22 protein-coding genes are annotated in these 22,358 nt (G+C 68.7%); 11 read left to right on the top strand and 11 right to left on the bottom strand.

The genetic code is table 11. The features are described from left to right. Nucleotides 1-57: 57 nt before the first annotated feature. On the top strand, nt 58-789 hold the full coding sequence (gene pyrF / locus AC1RKE_RS04740) for an orotidine-5'-phosphate decarboxylase (protein ID WP_348684194.1): 732 nt from the start codon (nt 58-60) through the stop codon (nt 787-789). On the opposite strand, the gene AC1RKE_RS04735 is transcribed toward pyrF, so the two are convergent. Beyond that, nucleotides 790-1,641, bottom strand: coding sequence for a hypothetical protein (locus AC1RKE_RS04735; protein ID WP_395941839.1), 852 nt, complete (start codon nt 1,639-1,641; stop codon nt 790-792). 60 nt (nt 1,642-1,701) lie between these two features. Further along, the gene (locus AC1RKE_RS04730) at nt 1,702-1,959 is read right to left on the bottom strand and encodes a DUF1674 domain-containing protein (protein ID WP_224761134.1); all 258 of its coding nucleotides are present in this window, start codon (nt 1,957-1,959) and stop codon (nt 1,702-1,704) included. A gap of 93 nt (nt 1,960-2,052) precedes the next feature. Here AC1RKE_RS04730 and htpX point away from each other — a divergent pair, with 93 nt between their 5' ends. Then, nucleotides 2,053-3,051, top strand: coding sequence for a zinc metalloprotease HtpX (htpX, locus tag AC1RKE_RS04725; RefSeq protein ID WP_348683884.1), 999 nt, complete (start codon nt 2,053-2,055; stop codon nt 3,049-3,051). Nucleotides 3,052-3,198: 147 nt separating this feature from the next. Further along, nucleotides 3,199-4,803 (top strand): M20/M25/M40 family metallo-hydrolase, encoded by a 1,605-nt coding sequence (locus AC1RKE_RS04720; RefSeq protein WP_348683886.1) that lies wholly within the window; start codon nt 3,199-3,201, stop codon nt 4,801-4,803. A gap of 191 nt (nt 4,804-4,994) precedes the next feature. Here AC1RKE_RS04720 and AC1RKE_RS04715 read toward each other — a convergent pair whose 3' ends face one another. Continuing rightward, complete coding sequence (locus AC1RKE_RS04715; protein WP_348683888.1) at nt 4,995-6,170, bottom strand: acetyl-CoA C-acetyltransferase; 1,176 nt, start codon at nt 6,168-6,170, stop codon at nt 4,995-4,997. Nucleotides 6,171-6,327: 157 nt separating this feature from the next. On the opposite strand from AC1RKE_RS04715, the gene trhA reads away from it, so the two are divergent. From trhA to AC1RKE_RS04700, 3 genes are all read left to right on the top strand, one after another. Further along, a complete protein-coding gene (gene trhA, locus AC1RKE_RS04710) occupies nt 6,328-7,041 on the top strand; it encodes a PAQR family membrane homeostasis protein TrhA (RefSeq protein WP_054764378.1) in 714 nt (237 codons plus the stop codon). A gap of 86 nt (nt 7,042-7,127) precedes the next feature. Then, on the top strand, nt 7,128-7,745 hold the full coding sequence (phaR, locus tag AC1RKE_RS04705; RefSeq protein WP_287104030.1) for a polyhydroxyalkanoate synthesis repressor PhaR: 618 nt from the start codon (nt 7,128-7,130) through the stop codon (nt 7,743-7,745). After that, a complete protein-coding gene (locus AC1RKE_RS04700; RefSeq protein WP_054764376.1) occupies nt 7,742-8,104 on the top strand; it encodes a hypothetical protein in 363 nt (120 codons plus the stop codon). Before phaR ends, AC1RKE_RS04700 begins: the two co-directional genes overlap by 4 nt. Before the next feature lie 179 nt (nt 8,105-8,283). Here AC1RKE_RS04700 and AC1RKE_RS04695 read toward each other — a convergent pair whose 3' ends face one another. The 3 genes from AC1RKE_RS04695 to AC1RKE_RS04685 all read right to left on the bottom strand — a co-directional run bounded on the left by AC1RKE_RS04695 (nt 8,284) and on the right by AC1RKE_RS04685 (nt 11,388). Beyond that, nucleotides 8,284-8,706, bottom strand: a complete 423-nt coding sequence (locus AC1RKE_RS04695) for a hypothetical protein (protein WP_054764375.1) — start codon at nt 8,704-8,706, stop codon at nt 8,284-8,286. 67 nt (nt 8,707-8,773) lie between these two features. Beyond that, nucleotides 8,774-9,688: a hydroxymethylglutaryl-CoA lyase gene (locus tag AC1RKE_RS04690; protein WP_348683891.1), complete on the bottom strand. Its 915-nt coding sequence runs from the start codon at nt 9,686-9,688 to the stop codon at nt 8,774-8,776. Beyond that, nucleotides 9,685-11,388 carry an ArnT family glycosyltransferase gene (locus AC1RKE_RS04685; protein WP_348683893.1) on the bottom strand — a complete coding sequence of 568 codons (1,704 nt, stop codon included), beginning with the start codon at nt 11,386-11,388 and terminating at the stop codon, nt 9,685-9,687. The genes AC1RKE_RS04690 and AC1RKE_RS04685 overlap by 4 nt, the downstream gene beginning before the upstream one ends. Before the next feature lie 75 nt (nt 11,389-11,463). Between AC1RKE_RS04685 and AC1RKE_RS04680 the strand changes: the two genes are divergently transcribed. Continuing rightward, nucleotides 11,464-12,204 carry a glycosyltransferase family 2 protein gene (locus AC1RKE_RS04680; RefSeq protein ID WP_054764372.1) on the top strand — a complete coding sequence of 247 codons (741 nt, stop codon included), beginning with the start codon at nt 11,464-11,466 and terminating at the stop codon, nt 12,202-12,204. Between the two features lie 99 nt (nt 12,205-12,303). Here AC1RKE_RS04680 and groL read toward each other — a convergent pair whose 3' ends face one another. Then, nucleotides 12,304-13,950, bottom strand: coding sequence for a chaperonin GroEL (gene groL / locus AC1RKE_RS04675; RefSeq protein ID WP_054764371.1), 1,647 nt, complete (start codon nt 13,948-13,950; stop codon nt 12,304-12,306). A gap of 137 nt (nt 13,951-14,087) precedes the next feature. After that, nucleotides 14,088-14,375 carry a co-chaperone GroES gene (gene groES / locus AC1RKE_RS04670; RefSeq protein ID WP_054764370.1) on the bottom strand — a complete coding sequence of 96 codons (288 nt, stop codon included), beginning with the start codon at nt 14,373-14,375 and terminating at the stop codon, nt 14,088-14,090. Nucleotides 14,376-14,650: 275 nt separating this feature from the next. Between groES and AC1RKE_RS04665 the strand changes: the two genes are divergently transcribed. Next, complete coding sequence (locus AC1RKE_RS04665; RefSeq protein WP_287397702.1) at nt 14,651-15,076, top strand: YMGG-like glycine zipper-containing protein; 426 nt, start codon at nt 14,651-14,653, stop codon at nt 15,074-15,076. A gap of 48 nt (nt 15,077-15,124) precedes the next feature. Here the strand turns inward: AC1RKE_RS04665 and zigA are convergent, their stop codons facing one another. Beyond that, on the bottom strand, nt 15,125-16,345 hold the full coding sequence (gene zigA / locus AC1RKE_RS04660; protein WP_348685343.1) for a zinc metallochaperone GTPase ZigA: 1,221 nt from the start codon (nt 16,343-16,345) through the stop codon (nt 15,125-15,127). A 95-nt stretch (nt 16,346-16,440) separates the two neighbouring features. On the opposite strand from zigA, the gene AC1RKE_RS04655 reads away from it, so the two are divergent. Next, entirely contained in the window at nt 16,441-17,010 is a 570-nt protein-coding gene (locus AC1RKE_RS04655) for a DUF1826 domain-containing protein (protein WP_395941841.1), read from the top strand. 3 nt (nt 17,011-17,013) lie between these two features. On the opposite strand, the gene pgi is transcribed toward AC1RKE_RS04655, so the two are convergent. Continuing rightward, entirely contained in the window at nt 17,014-18,621 is a 1,608-nt protein-coding gene (gene pgi / locus AC1RKE_RS04650; RefSeq protein WP_395941842.1) for a glucose-6-phosphate isomerase, read from the bottom strand. Between the two features lie 113 nt (nt 18,622-18,734). On the opposite strand from pgi, the gene AC1RKE_RS04645 reads away from it, so the two are divergent. Both AC1RKE_RS04645 and AC1RKE_RS04640 read left to right on the top strand, forming a co-directional pair. Further along, nucleotides 18,735-19,211 (top strand): hypothetical protein, encoded by a 477-nt coding sequence (locus AC1RKE_RS04645; RefSeq protein WP_054764365.1) that lies wholly within the window; start codon nt 18,735-18,737, stop codon nt 19,209-19,211. A 137-nt stretch (nt 19,212-19,348) separates the two neighbouring features. Continuing rightward, nucleotides 19,349-20,101, top strand: coding sequence for a hypothetical protein (locus AC1RKE_RS04640; RefSeq protein WP_348685300.1), 753 nt, complete (start codon nt 19,349-19,351; stop codon nt 20,099-20,101). Nucleotides 20,102-20,129: 28 nt separating this feature from the next. Here the strand turns inward: AC1RKE_RS04640 and AC1RKE_RS04635 are convergent, their stop codons facing one another. Then, nucleotides 20,130-22,358: a protein-disulfide reductase DsbD family protein gene (locus AC1RKE_RS04635; RefSeq protein ID WP_395941843.1), complete on the bottom strand. Its 2,229-nt coding sequence runs from the start codon at nt 22,356-22,358 to the stop codon at nt 20,130-20,132.

The raw sequence follows: 22,358 nt of genomic DNA, 5'->3' as shown, positions 1-22,358 counted from the left end.
CGGCCGCGCCGACGCACCTTCAGCGTTCCGGCATAGCCGCTCAGCGCGAGTCCGTCGATGACCCAGGTCCAAACCGTCGCCCCCAATCGCGGTCCCGACGAACGGATCATCTGCGCCCTGGACGTGCCGACGGTCGCAGAGGCCGCCGCCCTGGTCGGGCGGGTTCAGGATGCGGCGGGCTTCTACAAGATCGGACTGCAGCTGTTCGCCGTCGGCGGCATGGAGCTGGCGCGCGACCTGAAGGCCGAGGGCCGCAAGGTGTTTCTGGACTGGAAGCTGCACGACATCGGCGCGACGGTCGAAAAGGCGGCGGCGAATCTGGCGGCCTCGGGTTGCGACCTCCTGACCGTCCACGCCCGGCCCCAGGTCATGGCGGCGGCGGCGCGGGGCGTGGCCGGATCAGGGCTCAAGGTTTTGGGCGTGACCGTTCTGACCAGCCTGACGGCCGAGGATCTGGCGGCGGACGACCACAGTCTGTCGCCGGCCGATCTGGTGGAGCTGCGTGTGCGGCAGGCGCTTGAGGCGGGGATCGACGGGGTGGTCTCCAGCCCGCAGGAGGCGGCCCGGGTGCGCGAGATCGCACAGGCCGCCGGCCGGCCCGACTTTCTGATCGTGACGCCCGGCGTTCGGCCTGCGGGGTCGGCCCTGGACGATCAGGCCCGCGCCGCCACGCCCGAGGCTGCGCTTCAGGCCGGCGCCACCCATCTGGTGATCGGCCGGCCGATCACGGCGGCGGCCGACCCCCGCGCCGCCGCCCTGGCCGTCGCCGAAAGCATCGCCCTGATCTGATCAGCCGCGCTCGCCCGGTTCCTGGGCGTAGTACTGGCGGGGCGGGGCTTGCGGCGGAACATTGCCGGGCGGCGGCAGGTCGCCGTAATAGTCCGTCGTCGTCGGCGGCGGCGGCGGCGGCGGCGGAGGGGGAGGCGGCGGCAGGGGTTCAGGCTCCCCGTAGATCGGCGGGTGTTCGACATAGGGCGTCGGCGCCGGAACGGACCCTTCCTCCCTATAATAGCCGCCCGCCTCATAGGCCCGCTCTTCATAGGCGCGCTCTTCGTAGACGTGCGCCTCATAGGCGTCTCGGCGGCTCAGGTCGCGCCGATCCTCGTAGCGCATCTCGCGGTCGTGACCGGGATACGGCGGGCGGCAGCCGCAGTCGATCGGCGGGTGAGGCCGATAGGGGCGCCAGCCGATATAGTCGCGACCGAAGCCATAGACCGGATAGCCGACAGGGGCGCTGACGGGCGCAGGCCCCACGAAGACCACCGCCGGGGCGGACGCATAGCTCCCGCCGACGGCGCCGCCCTCGGCATAGCCGCCGCCGACATAAACGACCCCGCCCCCGCCTCCGCCTCCGCCGTGACGGCTGAAGCTGGACGACTGGGAATAGGCGCGGGCGTTGATCGCCGAATAGGCCGAAGCCCCGGCGTAGGCCGAGGCGTTGGCCACCGCATTCGCATTCACGTTCACATTGACGTTGCTGTTGTGGCCGCCGCCGTAATTACCCCCGCCGGGGTGTCCGCCCTGATGCCCGCCGCCGCAGCCTCCACAGCCGCCGTGAGCGCCGGAAGGACCGCCCGCCAGAGCGGGTGCGGCGGAAAGCAGGAGGACCGCAGACGCGGCGGCGATGATGGGCTGTGTCATTGCGGGACAGACTCCTTGACTTGAGTCTTGTCTCGGCAATTGTCGCGCCGTCGGCGCCCGTCAGAAATCGACGGCCAGACCCTTTTTCTCCCAATCGCCGTAGCGGGTCGGTTCAGGCCCCGTCGGACCGCCGTATTCGGTTGCGGCCGCCGCGCCCTCCTCGGCCATGCGGCGTTCGGCCGCCTCCAGCAGGGCGCGGCGGGCGACCGTGCTCAGCGGTCTTTCGGGCGTGGCGTGGGGGACGTCCTGGTTGAAGGCGGGGGTTTCCCCATCCTCCGCCGCAGCTTCGGCCGGATCGGGGGTGGGATGTTCGGTCACAGGTCGGCTCCCTTGAGGACGGTGGCTCATGGCCTCAAATAGTCGATCAAAGCCGCGACGCCACAAAAAGCCGCCGACGGCGACGGAACGACGATGAACCATCTGAAGACCTTCATTCTTCTGGCCGCCCTAACGGCGCTCTTCGGGGGGCTGGGCTATCTGATCGGCGGCGCGACCGGCATGGCGATCGCCCTGGTCTTCGCCGGCGGCATGAATCTGTTCAGCTACTGGAACGCCGACAAGATCGTCATGAAGATGTACCGGGCCCAGCCGGTCGATGAGCAGCATCCCAATGCGGTGGTCCGCAACTATGTCGCCGACGTGCGCCAGATGGCGCGCGACGCCGGCCTGCCCCAGCCCCAGGTCGCCATCATCCCCAGCGACCAGCCCAACGCCTTCGCCACCGGCCGCAATCCGGAGCGCGCGGCCGTCTGCGCCACCACCGGTCTTCTGGACATGCTGACCCGCGACGAGGTGCGCGGCGTGATGGCGCACGAGCTGGCCCATGTGAGGAACCGCGACACCCTGATCATGACGGTGACGGCCACCATCGCCGGGGCCATCGCCGCCCTGGCCAATTTCGCCCTGTTCTTCCAGGGCGGCGACGACCGCGAGCGCCAGGAAAGCGGTTCGGGCGGCCTTATCGGAACCCTGGCCCTGATGATCCTGGCGCCCATGGCGGCCGGCCTGGTGCAGATGGCGATCTCGCGCAGCCGCGAATATGAGGCCGATCGCGTCGGGGCGGAGATCGCCAATGACCCTCACGCCCTGGCCTCCGCCCTGCAGAAGATCGAGGCCTACGCCAAGCGGATCCACAATCCGACGGCCGAGCGCAATCCCGCCTCCGGACAGCTGTTCATCATCAACCCCCTGGCCGGGCGCGGGGCGGACAATCTGTTCTCGACCCACCCGGCGACCGGAAATCGCGTTCGGGCTCTGGTGGAACTGGGCGCGAAGATGGGGATGCGGCCGCGCCAGGCGGCGCCCGCGTCCGCCCCGGCGGTTCCGATCTCGGCGGTCCCCGCGACGCATCGGCGCCTGACGACAGGCGTGCCCGCCACGCCGGCCGAACCGCGCGGTCCCTGGGGTTGAGCGTCGCGCCGGGCCTTTTGGATTTGCACTTCAGTCGAGGATTCCGTCAGATAGCAGATTGAAGCGAGAGCATGATTCACGCTTCTGTCGGAACCGCGAAGCGGTTCCGTCCGAAACGATCATGCTCTAAGCCAATCAGGGGGTCCTATGTCGCGTCTGCTCGCCTTCGTTTCCGCCGCCGCTCTTCTGGCCACGCCGGTCGCGGCCCAGTCCGTCAACCGGACCACCGTCAACGGCATCATCGACCAGGGGCTGAACCACAGCCAGGTGATGCAGACGGCCGCCTATCTGACGGACCGGATCGGCGGGCGAATGACCAATTCGCCGCAGATGCGCGAGGCGGAACGCTGGACCCAGCAGCAGTTCCGCGACTGGGGCCTGTCGAACGTCCGGGCCGAGGGGTTCGAGTTCGGGCGGGGCTGGTCCATCGTCCGCTCCAGCGCCCGCATGACGGCGCCGCGACCGCTGGACCTGAGGGCCATTCCGGTGGCCTGGACCCCTTCGACCAACGGGGTGATCAGCGGCGGCGTGATCGTGGCGCCGATCTCCAAGGTCGAGGATTTCGACAAATGGCGGGGCAAGCTGTCGGGCAAGATCGTCATGCTGTCCCAGCCCGGCACGGGGTCCGAACCGACCGAGCCGGCCTTCAAACGCTGGACCAGCGCCGAGCTGGCCGAGCGCAACACCTATGTCCAACCCCAGTATTCGCCCGCTGCGATCGAGCGTCAGCTGAAGACCGCCGATTTCGCGGCGCGGCTCGACGCCTTCCTGGTCGAACAGGGCGCCCTGGCCTGGGTGAGGATTTCCCAGCGGGACGGCGGCCTGCTGCACGGCACGGGCTATACCTATCAGGTCGGCGCGACGCCCAAGCTGGCGGGCATGGAGCTGGCGGCTGAGGACTATCGTCGTCTGGCCCGACTGGCCCTGACCGATACGCCGCCCACGCTGGAACTGATGAGCGAGGTCCAGTTCCATGACGAGGACGTCAACGCCTACAACATCCTGGCCGACATCCCCGGCAGCGGGGGAACCAGCGAATACGTCATGGCGGGCGCCCATCTGGACAGCTGGGTCGCTTCGGACGGAGCGGTGGACAACGCCGCCGGCAGCGCAGTGGTCATGGAGGCCGCACGCATCCTGAAGACCCTGAACGTGAGGCCCAAACGCACCATCCGTTTCGCCCTATGGAGCGGCGAGGAACAGGGCATCCTGGGCTCTTTGGCCTATGTCGACAGGCATCTGGCCACTCGCGCGCCCTCGAACGATCCAGCATTGGCGAACCTGCCGAACAACCGAACCTGGCGCAGCCGCTGGCCGATCCAGCCGCGCGAAGGCTATCGGGATCTGGTCGCCTATTTCAACCTGGACAACGGCTCGGGCAAGATCCGGGGCATCAACGCCGAGGGCAATGTGGCCGCAGTTCCGATCTTCCAGGAATGGCTTGCGCCCTTCGCCAACATGGGGGCGACCACCGTGTCCCTGCGCCCTTCGGGCGGCACCGACCACGTCTATATGCAGACGGTCGGCGTGCCGGGGTATCAGTTCATTCAGGACCCGCTCGACTATTCCAGTCGCCTGCACCACACCAGTATCGACAGCTATGACCACCTGAAGCCGGAGGACATGCGTCAGGCGGCGATTATCCTGGCCAGCTTCCTGCTGAACGCGGCCAACCGCGACGAGCCCCTGCCGCGCATGCCCCTGCCGACCGAGCCGACGCCGACCGATCCCTTCGAATATCCGGCGGACTGAAGTTGGACTCCCTCTCCCGGCGGGAGAGGGCTTGAGCACACGGCGGCGGAGCCGTCGTCTTTGTGCGATCCGAAGGGCGGCGCGAAGCAGCCGAAGGGTGAGGGTTCGGTGGGTGCGACTTGGCGCACCGCCTGTCCCTCATCCGTCCGCTTCGCGGCCACCTTCTCCCAAAGGGAGAAGGAAGTTTCAGGTCACCCCCGCTCCACGCACATCGCCACGCCCATTCCTCCGCCGATGCACAGGGTGGCGAGGCCCTTCTTCGCGCCGGACCGCTTCATCTCTAACAGAAGCGTGGTCAGGATGCGGGCGCCCGAGGCGCCGATGGGATGGCCGATGGCGATGGCGCCGCCGTTGACGTTGACCTTGGCCGGGTCGAGACCCAGCTCCCTGACCACGCACAGGCTCTGGGCGGCGAAGGCTTCGTTGGATTCGACCAGGTCCAGGTCGGCGACGGTCCAGCCCGCCTTTTCCAGCGCCTTCTTCGAGGCGGGGATCGGCCCCGTGCCCATGATCGACGGATCGACCCCGGCGGTGGCGGAGGCGGCGATGCGGGCCAGGGGCTCAAGCCCGCGCGCCTTCGCCTCTTCGGCGCTCATCAGCACCAGGGCGGCGGCGCCGTCGTTCAGGCCCGAGGCGTTGGCGGCGGTGACGCTGCCGTCCTTGGCGAAGGCGGGCCGCAGCTTCTGCATCAGCTCCAGGGTGGCGCCGTGGCGGATGTATTCGTCCTGGTCCACGACCACGTCGCCCTTCTTGCCGGGGATGACCACCGGGGCGATCTCGTCTGCGAACCTGCCGGCCTTCTGCGCCGCCTCGGCCTTGTGCTGGCTGGCCAGGGCGAACTCGTCCTGGGCCTCGCGGGTGATGCCCCATTTGTCGGCGATGTTCTCGGCGGTCTGGCCCATGTGATAGCCGTTGAAGGCGTCCCACAGCCCGTCCTTGATCATGGTGTCGATCAGGGCGACGTCGCCCATCTTGTGGCCCGTGCGCAGCTGCTGGGCGTGGGGCGCCTGGCTCATGCTCTCCTGTCCGCCGGCGACCACGATCCCGGCGTCGCCCAGGGCGATCTGCTGGGCGGCGACGGCGACGGCCCGCAGGCCGGAACCGCAGATCTGGTTCAGGCTCCATGCCGGGGCGGACTGGCGCACGCCGGCGCCGACCGCCGCCTGACGCGCCGGGCCCTGGCCGGCCGCAGCCTGAAGCACATGGCCCAGGATCACCTCGTCCACCTCATCACCCGCGACGCCGGCCCGCTCCAGCGCCGCCTTGATGGCGATCTCGCCCAGCTTGGAGGCGGGCAAGGACGACAGGGCGCCGAGGAACGACCCGACGGGGGTGCGGGCGGCGGAGACGATGACGACCTCGGTCATGGGATTTCACTCTCTGCGGAATTATCGAGTGGCTCTTTTGCCGCATATGGGCGGCTTCGTCACCTGTCGGAGCAAACACCGCCTCGGATTCAGTCCTTCGTCATCCTGACGGCGCATTGTGTCGGAACGATAGGGACGATCTTGGATTTGATTGGCCATGCTGGGAACGCTGAAACGCCTTGTCACCCATGTCTGCACGCCGGACGAGCTGGACATGATCGAGCACTATCAGACCCGGGCCGAAAGGCTGGCGGACCTCTGGGTCCATGCCGTGGGTCTGATGCTGGCGGCCGTCGGCGGGGTCGTTCTGGCGGGTCTGGCGGGGGTCTATACGGGGGTCGGCGGGGTGCTGGCCACGGCCATCTACGCCCTGTGCCTGATCGGCATGCTGACCGCCTCGACCCTGTATAACTGGACCAACCCGTGCGCGGCCCGTCCGGTGCTGCGTCGCCTGGATGAGGCGGCCATCTTCCTGATGATCGCCGGCAGCTACACCCCCTTCACCACCCAGAGGTTCGAAGGTCTCTGGTCGATCGGCTTCACCGCCCTGATCTGGACCCTGGCCTTCGTGGGCGCCGGGGTGAAGCTGTTCGCGCCGCGCATATCCGACCGGTTCTGGAGCGCGGTCTATGTCGTTTTCGGCTGGCTGGCCGTCGCGGCTCTGAAGCCGATGGTGGAGACGGTCCACCCCGTCGCCCTGGCCCTGCTGGTTCTGGGCGGGTTGATCTATACGGCGGGGGTGCTGGTCTTCATCAGCCCGAAGGTGCCGTTCCGCCGCGCCATCTGGCACGGGTTCGTCGTCACCGGGGCGACGGTGCATTGGACCGCCGTCCTGGTCGGCGTCGTCCTGGCTCCGGCCATGAGCCACTGAGGCCTTGCGTCGCCCTTGAGATCAGCCTCTAGCGCTTCGCGCCGCAACGGACGATAGTGGTGCGTTGCAAAATCGCGAGAACAAGCGTGGCTGACGAAAACACCAAGGGCGGAAAGACCGGCGAGGGCGATCAGGTCGTCATCAAGAAGTATGCGAACCGGCGTCTCTACAATACGCGCAGCAGCACCTATGTGACCTTGGACGACCTTGCGGCCATGGTGCGCGAAGGGACCGAGTTCGTGGTCTATGACGCCAAGACCAACGACGACCTGACGCGCCAGATCCTGACGCAGATCATCTTCGAAGAGGAAAGCCGGGGCGAGGCCCTGCTGCCGGTCCAGTTCCTGCGTCAGCTGATCGGCTTTTACGGCGGTTCGATGCAGGGCGTTCTGCCCTCCTATCTGGAAATGTCCCTGACCAACTTCAGCCGTCAGCAGGAGCAGTTCGCCAGTCAGATGAGCCGGGCCTTCGGCGCCGGCGCCGGCGCGACCCTGATCGAGGAGGCGGCCAAGACCAATATGGCCGTGTTCGAACGGGCGATGCAGATGTTCCCCGGCTTCGGCTATGGCCGAAGCGAGCCGGCCGCCCCGCCGGCGGCGGAAACCAAGGCGGCCGCAGACAGCGACGCCCTGGAGGAGATGCGCCGCCAGATGGACGAAATGCGCGCCCAGATCGACCGTCTCGCCGAGTCCAAGCCGAAATGACCGATCGGATCCAGGCGGTCAGCGGACCTGAGCGCGTGGATCGCCGCGAAGGCGAAAGGCGCGAGCGCGAACGGCGCGCTCAGCAGGCGGCGGCCAAGGCCCTGGTCCCGGCGCCGCTGACCGAGGCTGAGGCCGAGGCTGCAACGGGGTCCTCGGCAAGACCTGCCGTCCATACGGCCGGCGAACCCGGCGCGGCGGCCTTTGTGGCCCAGCAGATGGGCCAGAAGGGGCAAAGGCGCGGCCTGAAGGGCGGTCCTCCGGTTCTGAACGCCGCGCGCGCCGCCTATTTGGGGGCTGAGTATTCGGGCGAGGCCGAGCGACGGCCGCCGGTCGGGCGCGCGTCCAAGACCGACGTCTGATCGGGCGTTAGGCGTCGGGCGGCACGGAACTTGCTGAAGGCGTATCGAAACGCCTCCGCCAGGACACGCCATGCCCGCCGCCCTCAGCCTCGCCGCCAAGGTCTTCGACGTCGCCGTCGTGGCGCTGATCTTCACCGCCTTTTCCTAAATCGTCTTTTCGCCGCCCCGCGCACCGGCCGTCAGTTGGCTAGGTCGAAATCCTTGCGCGACGCGATGATGGTCACGATGAAGCCGGCCAGCACGTCCAGCAGGATCATCACCACGATCAGAAAGAAGGTCGAGGTGGCGAAGCCGCGGATCAGCAGGAATTCGACCAGGACGATGATGAACAGGACCATCGACAGGGCGTGATTGACGATGGCCACCCTCTGGCTCGACGTCGATTTCACCAGTTCGAAGAACAGCAGGATCAGGCCGACGAACAGGATCAGGTCGCCCGAGCCCACATTCCACTGGGCCCCTGACGCCATGGGAATGGAGAACAGCGGATCACGCAGCAGGGCGTCGGCCTGGCTCATGCCGCCGTTTCCGTCTGCGCCGAACAGCACGACGATATTGTAGAGGACCACCGGGATCAGCAGCAGGGGTATGGCGATCAGCATGGCGGCTCCTCTCCCCGGCGCAACGGCTGCGCTTCTCAAGCCTGATTAACCCTATTGCGACCGTTCGTCACGTGCGGGGAAAGCCGCCGGCGCGACTGAGGGCGGACGGCGCCGGGCGGCCCAGGGCCGCACCGATCCAGCGCGCCGTCTCGATCAGGGCGGCCAGGTCATAGCCGGTCTGAAACCCGGCCCGCTCCAGCATATAGACCAGATCCTCGGTGGCGATGTTGCCGGTGGCGCCCGGCGCGAAGGGACAGCCGCCTATGCCCCCGACCGAGGCGTCCAGCACCTCCACCCCCGCCTCCACCCCGGCATAGGCGTTCGCCAGCCCCGTATTGCGCGTGTCGTGGAAGTGCAGGCGAAGGCGCGCATCCGGCGCCGCCCGGCGGGCGGCCTCGACCTTGCGCGTGACCGCCCAGGGATCTCCGGCGCCGATGGTGTCGGCCAGGGCGATTTCACCGACGCCCAAGGCGCCGATCGCCCCCACAAGGTCGCCGACCTGCTGAACCGAGACTTCTCCGTCAAACGGACAGCCCCAGACGCATGACAGGGTCGCCGACAGAGAGGGGACAACGTCGGACGTCTGGCTGTTGTGACGGCGGGCGACGATCTCGCCCAGCATAGCCAGCTGGTCCTTGACGGCCAGGCCCTGGTTCTTCAGGCCGAAGCCGTCGGTGGCGGAAAGCGAGACATTGACCTCGTCCACGGCCGTGGTCAGGGCGCGATCATAGCCTCGGCCGTTCAGCACCAGACCGATGCGGCTGCGTCCGGCTTCGTGAGGCAGGGCCGCCATCACCGTTTCCGCCCCGGCCATCTGCGGCACATATTTAGGATGGACGAAGGAGACGGCCTCGATCCGCCGGGCTCCGGCCGCCTCCAGCCGCCGCACCAGCTCGGCGCGGACGGCGGGGTCCAGCACGGCCTTTTCGTTTTGAAGCCCGTCACGGGGCCCGACCTCGACGATCTGGATGAGGCGGCTCATCGCGTCGCCGCCGTCGCGGGGGCGGCTTGCGTCGCAGGCTCCGCCGTGCGGGGCGGAGGCGCATAGACGGTCAGGCTCACCTCGTCTCCGGCGGAATAGTTGTAGCCCCGCACCACGCCGACCGCCCGGCCCGCCACACCCAGCCGCCCGGCGGCGGCGCGGAAGGCGTCGGCGTCTCGCCCTTCGACGATGGCCGGCCGCCCTTCGGCCAGGGCGCGGGCGGCGCCTTGGGCGTCCGTCAGATCCGTGTCCCGACCGGTCAGGAAGACGAAGCTGGGCTCATGGAAGCCGGTGATGGCGACCGGTCCGGGCGTGCGGCCCTGGCGGGGATGCAGGTCGGCCGCCTCCAGGGTCTTTTCCAGCCGAGGTGCGATGGCCAGGGGACGCAGCTGCCGGATCGTGCCCGACAGGGCGGCGTGGGCCACGATCCCAAAGGCCAGGGAGGCGACGAGCGCCGCCGCCGGCGCCCGGTTCAGCAGCAGAAAACCGCCGACGGCTGCGGCCGCCAGGGCCGAACCGACCGTCAGGGCCGCCCAGGTCTGGGCCGTCGAGGTGCCGTAGACGGTCAAGCCATAGACGGTGATGCCGCAGATCAGGACGGCGGCGAATACCGCCAGGGCCGCGCCGGTGATCCGCGAGACCTTGCCGATCGGCCGGGCCAGGGCGGCGGCGGCCAACAGGGCCAGGGCGCCGAAGGTCGGCAGGGTGTAGTGCCACAGCTTGGTCGGGGCCAGTTCGAACATCAGCCAGCCGGGAACCAGCCAGCAGACCAGGAAGCGAATGGCCGGCTCGGCCCGACGGGACCAGCCGGTCGCGACGGCGGCAGGCAGCAGCAGGGTGGAGGGGAAGAACAGCAGGGGCGCGAGAAGCACATACATTCCCGGGAAGCCGGAATGGCTTTCATGGGCCCCGGCGATCTTGGGCGCCAGGTCGCCGCCGATGGCTTCGCGCCAGAAGCCCCCGTCGGTGGCGATGGTGATGGCGATCGCCCAGGGGCCGACCATCAGGGCCACCAGCGGCAGGCCCCAGCCCCAGCCCAGCCGGCCCAGCCAGCGGACGTCGCGGTCCCAGATCGACAGGGCCAGGATCGCCAGGGCCACGACCAGAAGGCCGATCGGCCCCTTGATCAGGATCGACAGCCCCAGGCCCAGCCAGAACAGAAGCTTGTGGGGCCGGATCGGGCGTTCCCCGGCTCGGGTCGCCATATAGATTCGCGCCAGGGCGGCCATGGCCAGGGTGGTGGCGCCGCACAGCATGGCGTCCGTCTTGGCGATCCCGGCCTCGGTGGACAGAAGGAAGGTCGCCCCCATGATCGCGCCGCCGAAGAAGCCGACGCGCGCGCCCAGCAGGGCCGAACCCGCCCAGGCGACAGCCCAGGCGGCCAGCATGGCCCCCAGGAGAGAGGGGATCCGATAGGGGGCGATCTCGCGATCCTCGGGGTCCGAGGTCAGGGCGACGGCGGCGGCCTGCAGCCAATAGATGCCGACCGGCTTCTTCCAGCGCGGCTCGTCCTGGAAGCGGATGTCCACATAGTCGCCGCTCTCCAGCATCTGGACGGTGGCCTGGGCGAAGCGGCTTTCGTCCCGATCCAGCGGCGGCAGGAGCAGCAGGCCCGGCAGGCCGGCGACCAGCGTCAACAGGGCCGCCAGCAGGGGGCCTCTCCAGCCGGCGATGCGGCGATCCAGATCGAAGCTCTTCATGAGAGACTCCTTACACGGGGACCGGGCCGGCGTCAGCCGTCTCCCCTAAGCCGTCGATCTCGTCTATGGAGCGGCATGACCGCCCAAATCGCTCCTGACGCGCCCCAGATCTCCGTCGTGGTTCCCGTTCACGACGAGGCCGGCGCCGCCGTGCCCCTGGCGCGTGAAATCGCGGCCGCCTTCGCCGGCCGGTCCTATGAAATGATCTTCGTCGACGACGCCTCCAGGGACGCGACCTTGGCCGAGCTGAAGGCGGCCATGGCCGAACTGCCGACCTTGCGGGTTCTGGCCCACGGAACCAATGCGGGCCAGAGCCGGGCGGTGCGCACCGGGGTGCTGGCGGCGCGGGGATCGGTGGTGGTGACGATGGACGGCGACGGTCAGAACCCGCCGGCCGATGCGCCCCGGCTGGTGGACGCCCTGCTTGCGGCCCCCGCAGACGTCGGTCTGATCGGCGGGCGACGGGCCAAGCGCCAGGACAGCGCCGCCAAACGCCAGGCCTCGGTCTGGGCGAACCGCATCCGTCGTCGGCTGCTGGGCGACGACGCCGACGACACCGGCTGCGGGCTGAAGGCCTTTCGCCGCGACGTCTTCCTGCGGCTTCCCTATTTCGATCACATCCACCGCTATCTGCCGGCCCTGATGATCCGCGAGGGTTACCGAAACCAGTATCTGGACGTCGATCACCGCCACCGCGAAACCGGCCGGTCGAAATACACCAACTGGGGCCGGCTGAAGGTCGCCTTCGCCGATCTCTTGGGCGTCATGTGGCTGAAGAGCCGGTCGCGCCGGCCGGGGGCGATCTCCGAATTCTGAGCGCGATAATCCAGACGCTCACAGAACGGGCGCGACAATAGAAAAGGGCGGGACCTCGCGGTCCCGCCCTTCTGCATTTCAGCGTCGGAAGGCTTGGACTTAGAAGTCCATGCCACCCATGCCGCCCATGCCGCCCATGTCAGGAGCGGCGGCGCCGCCCGACTTCTTGGGGGCGTCGGCGACGGCGGCTTCCGTGGTGATCAGGATGCCGGCCACCGAAGCGGCGTCTTGCAGGGCCGTGCGGACGACCTTGGCGGGGTCGATGACGCCCATCTTGACCAGGTCGCCGTACTCTTCCGTCTGGGCGTTGAAGCCGAAGGAGGCGTCGTTGTTCTCCAGCACCTTGCCGACCACGATCGAGCCTTCGACGCCGGCGTTTTCGGCGATCTGACGGATCGGGGCCTGCAGGGCGCGACGGATGATGGCGATGCCGGCGTTCTGGTCGGCGTTGTCGCCCTTGACGTCGGCCAGGATCTTGGAGGCCTTCAACAGGGCGATGCCGCCGCCGGGAACGATGCCTTCGTCAGCCGCAGCGCGGGTGGCGTTCAGGGCGTCGTCGACGCGGTCCTTCTTTTCCTTCACTTCGACTTCGGTCGAGCCGCCGACGCGGAGAACCGCGACGCCGCCGGCCAGCTTGGCCAGACGTTCCTGCAGCTTTTCCTTGTCGTAGTCGGAGGTGGTGTCTTCGATCTGGCGCTTGATCTGGGCCACGCGGGCTTCGATGTCGGCCTTCTCACCCACGCCTTCGACGATGGTGGTGTCGTCCTTGGTGATCGAGACCTTCTTGGCCTTGCCGAGCATGTCGAGCGTGACGCTCTCCAGCTTGATGCCCAGGTCTTCCGAGATGACTTGGCCGCCCGTCAGGATGGCGATGTCTTCCAGCATGGCCTTGCGGCGGTCGCCGAAGCCCGGCGCCTTGACGGCTGCGACGCGCAGGCCGCCGCGCAGCTTGTTGACCACCAGGGTGGCCAGGGCTTCGCCTTCGATGTCCTCGGCGATGATCAGCAGCGGACGGCCCGACTGCACCACGGCTTCCAGGATCGGCAGCATGGCCTGCAGCGAGGTCAGCTTCTTCTCGAACAGCAGGATCAGCGGCTCTTCGAGAACGGCCTCCATCTTGTCGGCGTTGGTGATGAAGTAGGGGCTCAGATAGCCGCGGTCGAACTGCATGCCTTCGACGACGTCGACGGTGGTGTCGGCGGTCTTGGCTTCTTCGACGGTGATCACGCCTTCATTGCCGACCTTGGCCATGGCCTGGGCGATCAGCTCGCCGATTTCGGAGTCGCCGTTGGCCGAAATGGTGCCGACCTGGGCGATTTCCGAGTTGTTGGAGACGGGCTTGGAGTTGGTCTTGACCTCTTCCAGCACCAGGCCGACGGCCTTGTCGATGCCGCGCTTCAGATCCATCGGGTTCATGCCGGCGGCGACGGCCTTCAGGCCCTCTTGCACGATGGCTTGAGCCAGAACGGTCGCGGTGGTGGTGCCGTCGCCCGCCTTGTCGTTCGTCTTCGAAGCGACTTCGCGGATCATCTGGGCGCCCATGTTCTCGAAGGCGTCTTCCAGCTCGATTTCCTTGGCGACCGAGACGCCGTCCTTGGTCGAGCGCGGGGCGCCGAAGGACTTCTGGATCACGACGTTGCGGCCCTTCGGACCCAGGGTCACCTTGACGGCGTTGGCGAGGACGTTGACGCCGCGCAGCATCTTGTCGCGCGCGTCGGTGTTGAACTGTACGATTTTAGCGGCCATGCGGGCAGCTCCTTTTGTGTGAGTGGCGAGTGGTTAGTGGCGAGTGGCGAGGATCTGAGATTGGGGCGACGGCGGCGGTTTCGTCCGGAAACCTGCTCGCCACTCGCCACTGATCACTCGCCACTGAGGGCTGAGCCTTAGCTCAGCACTCCAAGCACGTCCGACTCTTTCATGATGATCAGGTCTTCGCCGTCGATCTTCACTTCCGTGCCCGACCACTTGCCGAACAGGATGCGGTCGCCGGCCTTCAGCTCCAGGGCGTTGACCTTGCCAGAGTCGTCGCGGGCGCCGGGGCCGACGGCGACGACTTCGCCTTCCTGAGGCTTTTCCTTGGCGGTGTCGGGGATGATGATCCCGCCCTTGGTCTTGGATTCTTCTTCAACGCGCTTGACCAGCACGCGGTCGCCGAGCGGACGAAACGCCATCGGTTGTCTCCCTTGATCCCCCGAATGGGGCGATTTGAACAATGGGTCAGCCTCTCCGCGACCGCCGTTTTAGCAGCCGACCACAGAGAGTGCTAACGCGAGCGGGAGTTAGTCAGAGGGGGGCGGAGCGTCAAGCGCTGCCGCGTGTGAAACTTCCGCGACGTATGAACCCGCGATGAACGTCGGCCTCCGAACCCGTTCAAACGGCGCCCGCTAAAACGACCTCAACGCTCGCGATCCCCGGAAGACGCGAGACGATTCAGAGGAGACGGACCATGTCCAAGCTGTTGAAGATCACCGCCGCCGTCGTCGCCCCCGCCGCCGCCCTGGCCCTGACCGCCGCCCCGGCTTCGGCCCAGTCGCGTGACCGCGACGACACCGCCCGCAACGCCCTGATCGGCGCCGCCGTCGGCGGACTGGCGGGCGCCGTCTACGGCAATGGCGACGGAACCTATATTGCGGGCGGGGCCTTGGCCGGCGCGGCCTTGGGCGCGGCGGCCTCGTCCAACCGCGGATCGGACTGCGGCTATTATCGCGGCGGCCGCTGCTACCGGAACCAGGGCCACTGGGAGCGCGAACACGGCATCAACAGCCGCGATCCGCGCTGGGAGCAGCGCCGCGACTATCGCGACTATCGCCGCGACCAACGTTACGACCGTCGCGATGACCGGCGCGACTACCGCTACGATCGCCGCTGGTAGGCGACAGGCCTGAATGAAGAAGGGGCGCCGATCGAGGCGCCCCTTTTGTCATGCCGCGTCCCGACGCGGCCCCCAATGCGGGAAAGGGTCCTCCAGCCTGGCCCAGCCCCTGGGTCCGCGTTCCATCTCGAACCGGGTCAAGAGGGCGGCGTCGAACATCAAGGTCAGCAGATCGCGGTTCATGTCCTTGCCGATCAGGACGATCTCCTGACGCCGGTCGCCGTAGGGCTGACGCCAGACGGCCTCGATCGCCTTCAGCCATTCGGGATTGTCGTCGGGCCAGCGGTCGCGCGGCGCCGAGGCCCACCACAGTCCGCCCCATTCATGCTCGGTCACCGCCCCCGCCTGGCTCCAAGAACCGACATAGTCCATCCGGCTGGCCAGCCAGAAGAAGCCCTTGGAGCGCCAGACGCCGGGCCATTCGCGCTGCAGCAGATCGTAAAAGCGCCGGGGATGAAAGGGTCTGCGCGCCCTGTAGACGAAGGTTGAAACGCCGTATTCCTCAGTCTCGGGCGTGACCTCGCCGCGCAGGGCCTGGGACCAGCCGGCGGCCTGTTCCGCCCGTTCCATGTCGAACAGGCCCGTGCCGACGACCTGATCCAGGGGCACGGCGCCGCGCACCGCCTGGATGATCCGGGCGCGCGGATTGAACTGGGCCATCATCGCCTTCAGCGTCCCAAGCTGCGTCTCCTCCAGCAGATCGCACTTGTTCAGCACGATGACGTCGGCGAACTCGATCTGGTCGATCAGCAGATTGGCGACCGTGCGTTCGTCATCCTCGCCGAGATGCTCGCCGCGGGTCTTCAGCCGGTCGGTCGAGGGATAGTCGCGGTGGAAGTTGAAGGCGTCCACCACCGTCACCATGGTGTCGATCCGGGCCAGATCCGACAGGCTGAAGCCGTCCTCGTCGCGGAAGTCGAAGGTGGCGGCGACCGGCATGGGTTCGGAGATTCCGGTCGATTCGATCAGCAGACAGTCGAACCGCCCCTCGCGCGCCAGCTTGCCGACCTCGATCAGCAGATCCTCGCGCAGGGTGCAGCAGATACAGCCGTTGGACATCTCAACCAGCCGTTCCTCGGTCCGCGACAGGTCCGCCCCGCCGCCGTCGCGCACCAGGGCGGCGTCGATGTTCACCTCGCTCATGTCGTTGACGATGACCGCGACCCGCAGCCCGTCGCGGTTCGCCAGGACGTGGTTCAGCAGGGTCGTCTTGCCGGCCCCGAGAAAGCCGGACAGGACGGTGACGGGCAGGGTCTTGAACTCGGACATGACGGCGCTCCACGCTGCTGCGCCGAGCTTGACCACAGCCCGGCGACTGTGAGAGTTACGTTATATTATAACAAGCATAGTCAGCAAGGTTTTCCATGGCGGTCGGCGCAGTCGTCCAGGGGCAGGCGCCCACGGTCTTCACCACCCTGTTCGAGCCGCAGGTGCGGATGGCGATCTGGTCGCGGCCCAGTCCGATGCCGCCGGACGCCTTACCCCCTCCGGACTTCACCGCCGACTGTGACGGGCGCTGGATCGCCACGTCCGGCCCGGCGCCCGAATGGTTGCTGCAGGATATCGAGGGATTGGCGGAGATTGTGGCGGCGATCAGCGGATACGACGCCTGGCGCGCGCGGTGGGAGACCGTGACCCGGCGCGCCTGCCCGCGGTTTCATCAGGACGCCGTTCCGGTGCGCCTGATCGTCGCCTATGAGGGGCCGGGGCCCGAATGGGCCTTCGCCGGCGAGATCGGCGAGGATCTGGACGGACGCAAGATCGGCACGCGCCGCCGGGTGCGCACGCTTCATCCCGGCGACGTCGCCGTCATCAAGGGCGCGGCGCCGGGCTGGCAGGCCTGGCCGGACTTGCCGGTGGTCCTGCACCGCTCGCCGCCGGCCGGGAGACGCACCCCCCGGCGCGTCCTGACGATCGACTCCGCGCCGGCCTGAGCCTCAGTCCATCAATCGCGTCATCAGGCCGGCCGTGGAAGGGTCCAGATCGGCCGACGGACCGCCGGCGTGGACGTCCTTCAGGATCGCCTTGGCCAGGACCTTGCCCAGCTCCACGCCCCATTGGTCGAAGCTGTTGATGTCCCAGATCACGCCCTCGACGAAGGTCTTGTGCTCATAGAGGGCCAGAAGGGCGCCCAGGGTCTGGGGCGTCAGACGGTCCATCAGTATGGCGGTCGAGGGGCGGTTTCCGGTGAAGGTCCGGTGGGTCGCCAAACGGGTCGCCTCTTCTTCCGACAGGCCCTGGGCCAGGCCTTCCGCCTTGGCGGCTTCGGTGGTCTTGCCCAGCATCAGGGCCTGACCCTGGGCCAGGGCGTTTGACCAGAGGGGGGATTCCGGCGCGTCTCCGTGGGTCTTGGCCACGATGACGAACTCGGCCGGGACGATCTTGGGGCCCTGGTGGATCTGTTGGAAGAAGGCGTGCTGGCCGTTGGTGCCGGGCTCGCCGAAGACGACGGGGCAGGTCTGGCGCGTCACGGGCGCGCCGTCGCGATGCACCCGCTTGCCGTTCGACTCCATCTCCAGCTGCTGCAGGAAAGACGGCAGGCGACGCAGGGCGTGGGCGTAGGGCGCCACGGTGCGGGCGGGCCGGTTCAGGCCGTCAACGTTGAAGACCTGGGCCAGGGCCAGAAGGATCGGGGCGTTCCGCTCCAGCGGGGCCGAGACGAAGTGATCGTCCATGGCCGCCGCCCCGGCCAGCATGGCCTCGAACACGTCCCAGCCCAGGGCGATGGCGCACGACAGGCTGACCGCCGACCACAGCGAATAGCGTCCGCCGACCCAGTCCCTGAACGCGAAGGTGCGGCCGCAGCCGAAGGCCGCCGCCTTGTCCGGCGCCGCCGTCACCCCGATGAAGTGTTTCGTCATGCCTTCGACCGGCAGGGCGGCCGCCAGCCAGGCCTTGGCCGCCTCGGCGTTGGCCAGGGTTTCCTGGGTGGTGAAGGTCTTGGACACCACCACGACCAGGGTGGTCTCGGGATCGAGCCCCGTCAGGGCCTCGGCCATGTCGCGGGGGTCGATGTTGGCGACGAAACGCAGGTCGATGGACGGCTCCAGCGGCCGCAGGGCGTCCCACACCACGCGCGGACCCAGGTCCGAGCCGCCGATGCCGACATGGACGATGGCTTTGAACCGTTTGCCCGTCGCCCCCGCCTCGGCGCCCGCGCGCACGGCTTCGGCATAGGTCTTCATGTCGGCGCGCACCGCGTCCACCTCGGCCGAGACCGGCTCGCCCAGGGCCTTGAAGTCGGCGCCGGCCGGGGCCCGCAGGGCCGGATGCAGCACGGCCCGGCCCTCGGTCAGGTTGACGGCCTCGCCGGCGAACAGGGCGGCGCGACGGCCCTCGACGTCGCAGGCGTGGGCCAGGTCCAGACAGGCCTCGAAGGCGTCCCGGGTCCAGCTCTGTTTCGACAGATCCAGATAGAGACCCGCCGCCTCGACCGACATCCGCGCCAGACGGTCCGGATCGGCGGCGAACTGGTCCACGATACGGGCTTTGCCCGCCGTTGCGGCGGCGGCGTCGAAGGCGGTCCAGGCGTCGTTGCGGGTCATCAGTCGTCCTCGGGAGGAGAAATCTTGGGAAGACAAGGAAGGTAAACACTCGTTTACGGGTCGAGCGTATGCCGGTTCAACGTCCTAGCCGACGCTGAAACAGGAAGTCACCCATGTCCTGCGGCCTTGCTCTCACGATCGCCCTGACCCTGTCCAATCCCGCCGTGGCCCTGGCGGCTGATCAGCCCGCTGCGGCCGCCGGCGCCCCCGTGTCCGTGGCGGCCGAGCCCCTGTTCGCCGACATCGTGGCCCGGTCCGGGAGGCTGAAGGCGATGGTGGACGGCTGGGCGGCGTCAAAGGCTGCGGACGACGCTGGTTTCTTCACCAGCCAGGCCTTCACCGGCTTCAAGGCCCAGGCGGACGAACTGGCGGCCCTGGACCTGCAGGGCCATCTGATTCTGAAGGAACGGGGCACCGACGGCGATCTGAAATGCATCCTGCGCGGCATCTCCGAGGACATGCCGAAAAAGGTCCAGGCGGTTCAGGCCGCCGCTACCCCCGCAGAGCGCGCTACGGCCCTGTCGGAACTGTCTTATTTGCTGAACGACAATGTCGAAGTGATCACCGCCCCGCCTCAGCCTGAGGTCTAGCGAGCGAAACCCCGACCTCTGCGGGTTGCGGGTTGCGGGGGTGACGGTGCGGGTGCAGGCTGGGGGAAACCGTTTCCGGAGTCCCCATGGCTGGTCTTGCGCCCCTGATCGCCGTTGCCGCATCAATGGCCGCGTCAATGGTCGAATCCGCGACCGTTCCGCTCGGCGCGGTGCGCGGGGCCGAGCCGGTCGCCCTGGCGCAGCGGATACTGCCGCCGGAGACGGCGGCGCGGATCGAGGGCGGCCTCGTCCGGCGACAGTGGCTTCCGGGTCAGAGCTATTTCATTCGCTTCGACGAGCGCCCGAGCGTCCATTCGGACGGCCTGTGCCGCCGCACCTCCCACGTCGCCTCGGCCGGGGCGCCGCGCGTGGGCGAGGAGGCGGCCGACGACACGCCGCTGGCGCTGACGCCTTTTCAGACCGTCGTCTTCTACGCCCCGACCTATCCGAACCTCGCCTCTGATGCGGGGTGTCTGTCAGAGGGCGGCTGGATCGGCGCCCCGGAGCGCGAGCTTGAACCGACCCTGCGGATGCTCGACCGGCTGACGCGGGCGATGGCGCGGGCCGCCGGCCCCGACGAACTGGGGTTCGCCCTGTCATGTCGTTCGGACAAGCCGGAAGATTGCGCTGATCCGCGACGCGCCCTGGCCGACCTGCCGCTGGACCGGCTGCTGGGCGTTCGGCTGAAGAACACCGTCTATCAGGAAGAGCCGACCGAGGGCCGGGTGCGGGTTCGAAAGATGCAGCCGGTCGTCGACGACCGCTGGCCCGAGGCCGAGGTCCATTTCGACAGCACGCCGCCGGACGGCCAGTCCTGGATCGTGGTGCTGAACGGCATCGACCGCCTGGAGGCGGTCGAAATCCGGAGGACGCTGGTCATCCGCCACTGAGCCGCCGCATCCGACGCTCGCCGCGTCTTCACCGTCCCGTCAGCGCTTCGACCACCACACCCTCGGTCAACAACTGCGGCAGGATGCGGGGTTCGCCGCCGGCGGCGGGATAGAACAGATACAGGGGCACGCCCGAGCGGCCGTGACGCTCCAGTTCACGGCTGATGGCGTCGTCGCGGCGGGTCCAGTCGCCGACCAGATAGAGGGTGTTCGACGCCTTCAGGGCCTCGGCGACGCGGGGCGAGGACAGGGCGGCGCGCTCATTGATCTTGCAGGTGACGCACCAGTCGGCGGTGAAGTTGACCAGGACGGGACGGCCTGCGGCCTGGGCGGCGCGGACGGCCTCGGCCGACCAGGGGGCGGCTGTGAGGGAACCGGTCTCGGCCGCCGCCGCGGACGGCGGCCGGGTGGCGGCCAGACCGGCGAAACCGACGGCGAAGAGCAGGGCCAGGGTGGCGGCGACGGCGCTGACCACGGCGGTCCCGCCCTGGGCCCGGCGCGCCTGGTTCATACCGGACAGCCACAGACCGAAGGCCAGCATCAGGCCCGCAGCGAGGACCAGGGCCAAGGCGTCGGGTCCCGTTTGGCGCGAAAAGACCCAGACCAGCCATAGGGCCGCGCCGTACATGGGGAAGGCCAGCAGGGCCTTCAGCCGCTCCATCCACGGCCCCGGCCGGGGGAAGCGTCGCAACAGGCCGGGCGACAGGCTGATCGCCACATAGGGCAGGGCCAGGCCCAGGCCCAGCATCAGGAAGATCGCCAGGGCCGCGGGCCAGGGCGCCAGCAGGGCTGCGCCCAGGGCGGCGGCCATGAAGGGGGCGGTGCAGGGGGCGGCGACGACCACGGCCAGCACCCCGGTGAAGAAGGCCCCCACGCCGCCGGGCAGCCGCGACAGGGGACCGGCGCCGGCCCCCTGCAGCCCTGCCCCGACATGGAAGACGCCCGACAGGTTCAGGCCGACGCCCAGCATCAGCAGGGCCAGGCCCGCGATCACCGCCGGCGACTGAAGCTGGAAGCCCCAGCCTATGGCCTCGCCGCCCGCGCGCAGGATCAGCAGGGCGCCCGCCAGGACCAGGAAGCTGGACAGGACCCCGGCCAGGAACAGCAGGCCGTCGCGCCGGGCCTCGCCGGCCTGATGGGCCGAGGCGGCCAGGGCGGCGGCCTTCATCGCCAGTATGGGAAAGACGCAGGGCATCAGATTCAGGATCAGTCCGCCGACGAAGGCGAACAGGATCGACTGCAGGATCAGGCCCGCGCCGGCCCCTTCGGCGGGGGGGACGACCTCGCCGCTGAGGGCCGCGCCGCCGGCCGTTCCGGGCAGGGGGGGACCGGGCCGGGCCGTGATCTCCCAGGCGCCGGCGTCGGTGGCCAGGACGCCGGACACCGGTCGGGTCAGGCCCTGGGCCTTCAGATCGGCGCCGGGAGTCAGGGTCAGGCTCAGCCCCCGGGGGCCGGCCTGGCCCGACTGGGCCGCCGCATGGTCGATCACGCCGCCGTCATAGGGATAGAAATAGGCCTGGGTCACGCCCGGCGCGCCGCCCATGATCTCCGCCAGCGGCCCGCCCGCCGCCGACAGGGTCAGGACGCCGTTCTCGAGCGCGGCGCGCGCCTCGATCCCCGCAGGGCGGGGCGCGGCCTCGAGCACCGCCTGGAGCGCCCGGCCGTGATCCGGGTCCAGCGGCGGCGCCCCCTCCCGGATCGGCAGGTCCAGCCTCAGGCTCATCTGCACCGGCACGCACATCTGGTCGCTGCACACCAGGAACAGGGCGTCGGCGACCAGGGGCAGGGTGGTCCCGGGCCGGGCCGAGGCCGGGATCTCGATCGGCACGGGCAGATAGACCTCGCCCGAATAGCCGTAGTTGACCAGGCTCATCAGCCGCTGACGGGCCGGCAGGGGCCAGACGATGTCGCCGGCCTCGACCCCCGCCGGAAGGCGCCAGTTCAGGGTGGTGGCGCCCCCGGAATCGCCGGGGTTGCGCCAATAGGTGTGCCACCCCTCGGCGATCTGCTGTCGCACCGCCACCACGGCGGTGGAGCCCGGCGCCGCCCAGCGCGCCAGAGGAATGAGTTCCGCCCGGATGTTCTGCGCGCCCTGAGCGCCCGTCTCGACGGGGGCTTGGCTTCGGACCTGGGCCAGGGCCGGAGAGGCCAGGCCCAGCAGCAGGCCCAGGTTCAAGACCAGCAGCAGGCGCACCCCGAATCTGGAGCCGTCGCGGGGCCGGCCGGCCTTGAACAGGATGGAGAAAAGAAGGCGCAT

Source organism: Brevundimonas sp. GW822-FHT03E11 (genome assembly GCF_058801445.1).
The sequence above is the reverse complement of the archived record's forward strand: the minus strand, read 5'-3'. Positions and strand labels throughout refer to the sequence as shown.

What these genes read in the sequence shown, in the direction of transcription:
- AC1RKE_RS04715 (WP_348683888.1), bottom strand. Translation starts at nt 6,170, where the DNA reads ATGACCGAGGTCGTCATCGTCTCCGCCGCCCGCACCCCCGTCGGGTCG.
- AC1RKE_RS04690 (WP_348683891.1), bottom strand. Translation starts at nt 9,688, where the DNA reads ATGAGCCGCCTCATCCAGATCGTCGAGGTCGGGCCCCGTGACGGGCTT.
- AC1RKE_RS04700 (WP_054764376.1), top strand. Translation starts at nt 7,742, where the DNA reads ATGACCGATCGGATCCAGGCGGTCAGCGGACCTGAGCGCGTGGATCGC.
- AC1RKE_RS04685 (WP_348683893.1), bottom strand. Translation starts at nt 11,388, where the DNA reads ATGAAGAGCTTCGATCTGGATCGCCGCATCGCCGGCTGGAGAGGCCCC.
- trhA (WP_054764378.1), top strand. Translation starts at nt 6,328, where the DNA reads ATGCTGGGAACGCTGAAACGCCTTGTCACCCATGTCTGCACGCCGGAC.
- AC1RKE_RS04735 (WP_395941839.1), bottom strand. Translation starts at nt 1,641, where the DNA reads ATGACACAGCCCATCATCGCCGCCGCGTCTGCGGTCCTCCTGCTTTCC.
- AC1RKE_RS04695 (WP_054764375.1), bottom strand. Translation starts at nt 8,706, where the DNA reads ATGCTGATCGCCATACCCCTGCTGCTGATCCCGGTGGTCCTCTACAAT.
- AC1RKE_RS04640 (WP_348685300.1), top strand. Translation starts at nt 19,349, where the DNA reads ATGGTCGAATCCGCGACCGTTCCGCTCGGCGCGGTGCGCGGGGCCGAG.
- AC1RKE_RS04680 (WP_054764372.1), top strand. Translation starts at nt 11,464, where the DNA reads ATGACCGCCCAAATCGCTCCTGACGCGCCCCAGATCTCCGTCGTGGTT.
- AC1RKE_RS04720 (WP_348683886.1), top strand. Translation starts at nt 3,199, where the DNA reads ATGTCGCGTCTGCTCGCCTTCGTTTCCGCCGCCGCTCTTCTGGCCACG.
- groES (WP_054764370.1), bottom strand. Translation starts at nt 14,375, where the DNA reads ATGGCGTTTCGTCCGCTCGGCGACCGCGTGCTGGTCAAGCGCGTTGAA.
- zigA (WP_348685343.1), bottom strand. Translation starts at nt 16,345, where the DNA reads ATGTCCGAGTTCAAGACCCTGCCCGTCACCGTCCTGTCCGGCTTTCTC.
- pgi (WP_395941842.1), bottom strand. Translation starts at nt 18,621, where the DNA reads ATGACCCGCAACGACGCCTGGACCGCCTTCGACGCCGCCGCCGCAACG.
- AC1RKE_RS04645 (WP_054764365.1), top strand. Translation starts at nt 18,735, where the DNA reads ATGTCCTGCGGCCTTGCTCTCACGATCGCCCTGACCCTGTCCAATCCC.
- htpX (WP_348683884.1), top strand. Translation starts at nt 2,053, where the DNA reads ATGAACCATCTGAAGACCTTCATTCTTCTGGCCGCCCTAACGGCGCTC.
- AC1RKE_RS04655 (WP_395941841.1), top strand. Translation starts at nt 16,441, where the DNA reads ATGGCGGTCGGCGCAGTCGTCCAGGGGCAGGCGCCCACGGTCTTCACC.
- pyrF (WP_348684194.1), top strand. Translation starts at nt 58, where the DNA reads ATGACCCAGGTCCAAACCGTCGCCCCCAATCGCGGTCCCGACGAACGG.
- groL (WP_054764371.1), bottom strand. Translation starts at nt 13,950, where the DNA reads ATGGCCGCTAAAATCGTACAGTTCAACACCGACGCGCGCGACAAGATG.
- AC1RKE_RS04665 (WP_287397702.1), top strand. Translation starts at nt 14,651, where the DNA reads ATGTCCAAGCTGTTGAAGATCACCGCCGCCGTCGTCGCCCCCGCCGCC.
- AC1RKE_RS04635 (WP_395941843.1), bottom strand. Translation starts at nt 22,358, where the DNA reads ATGCGCCTTCTTTTCTCCATCCTGTTCAAGGCCGGCCGGCCCCGCGAC.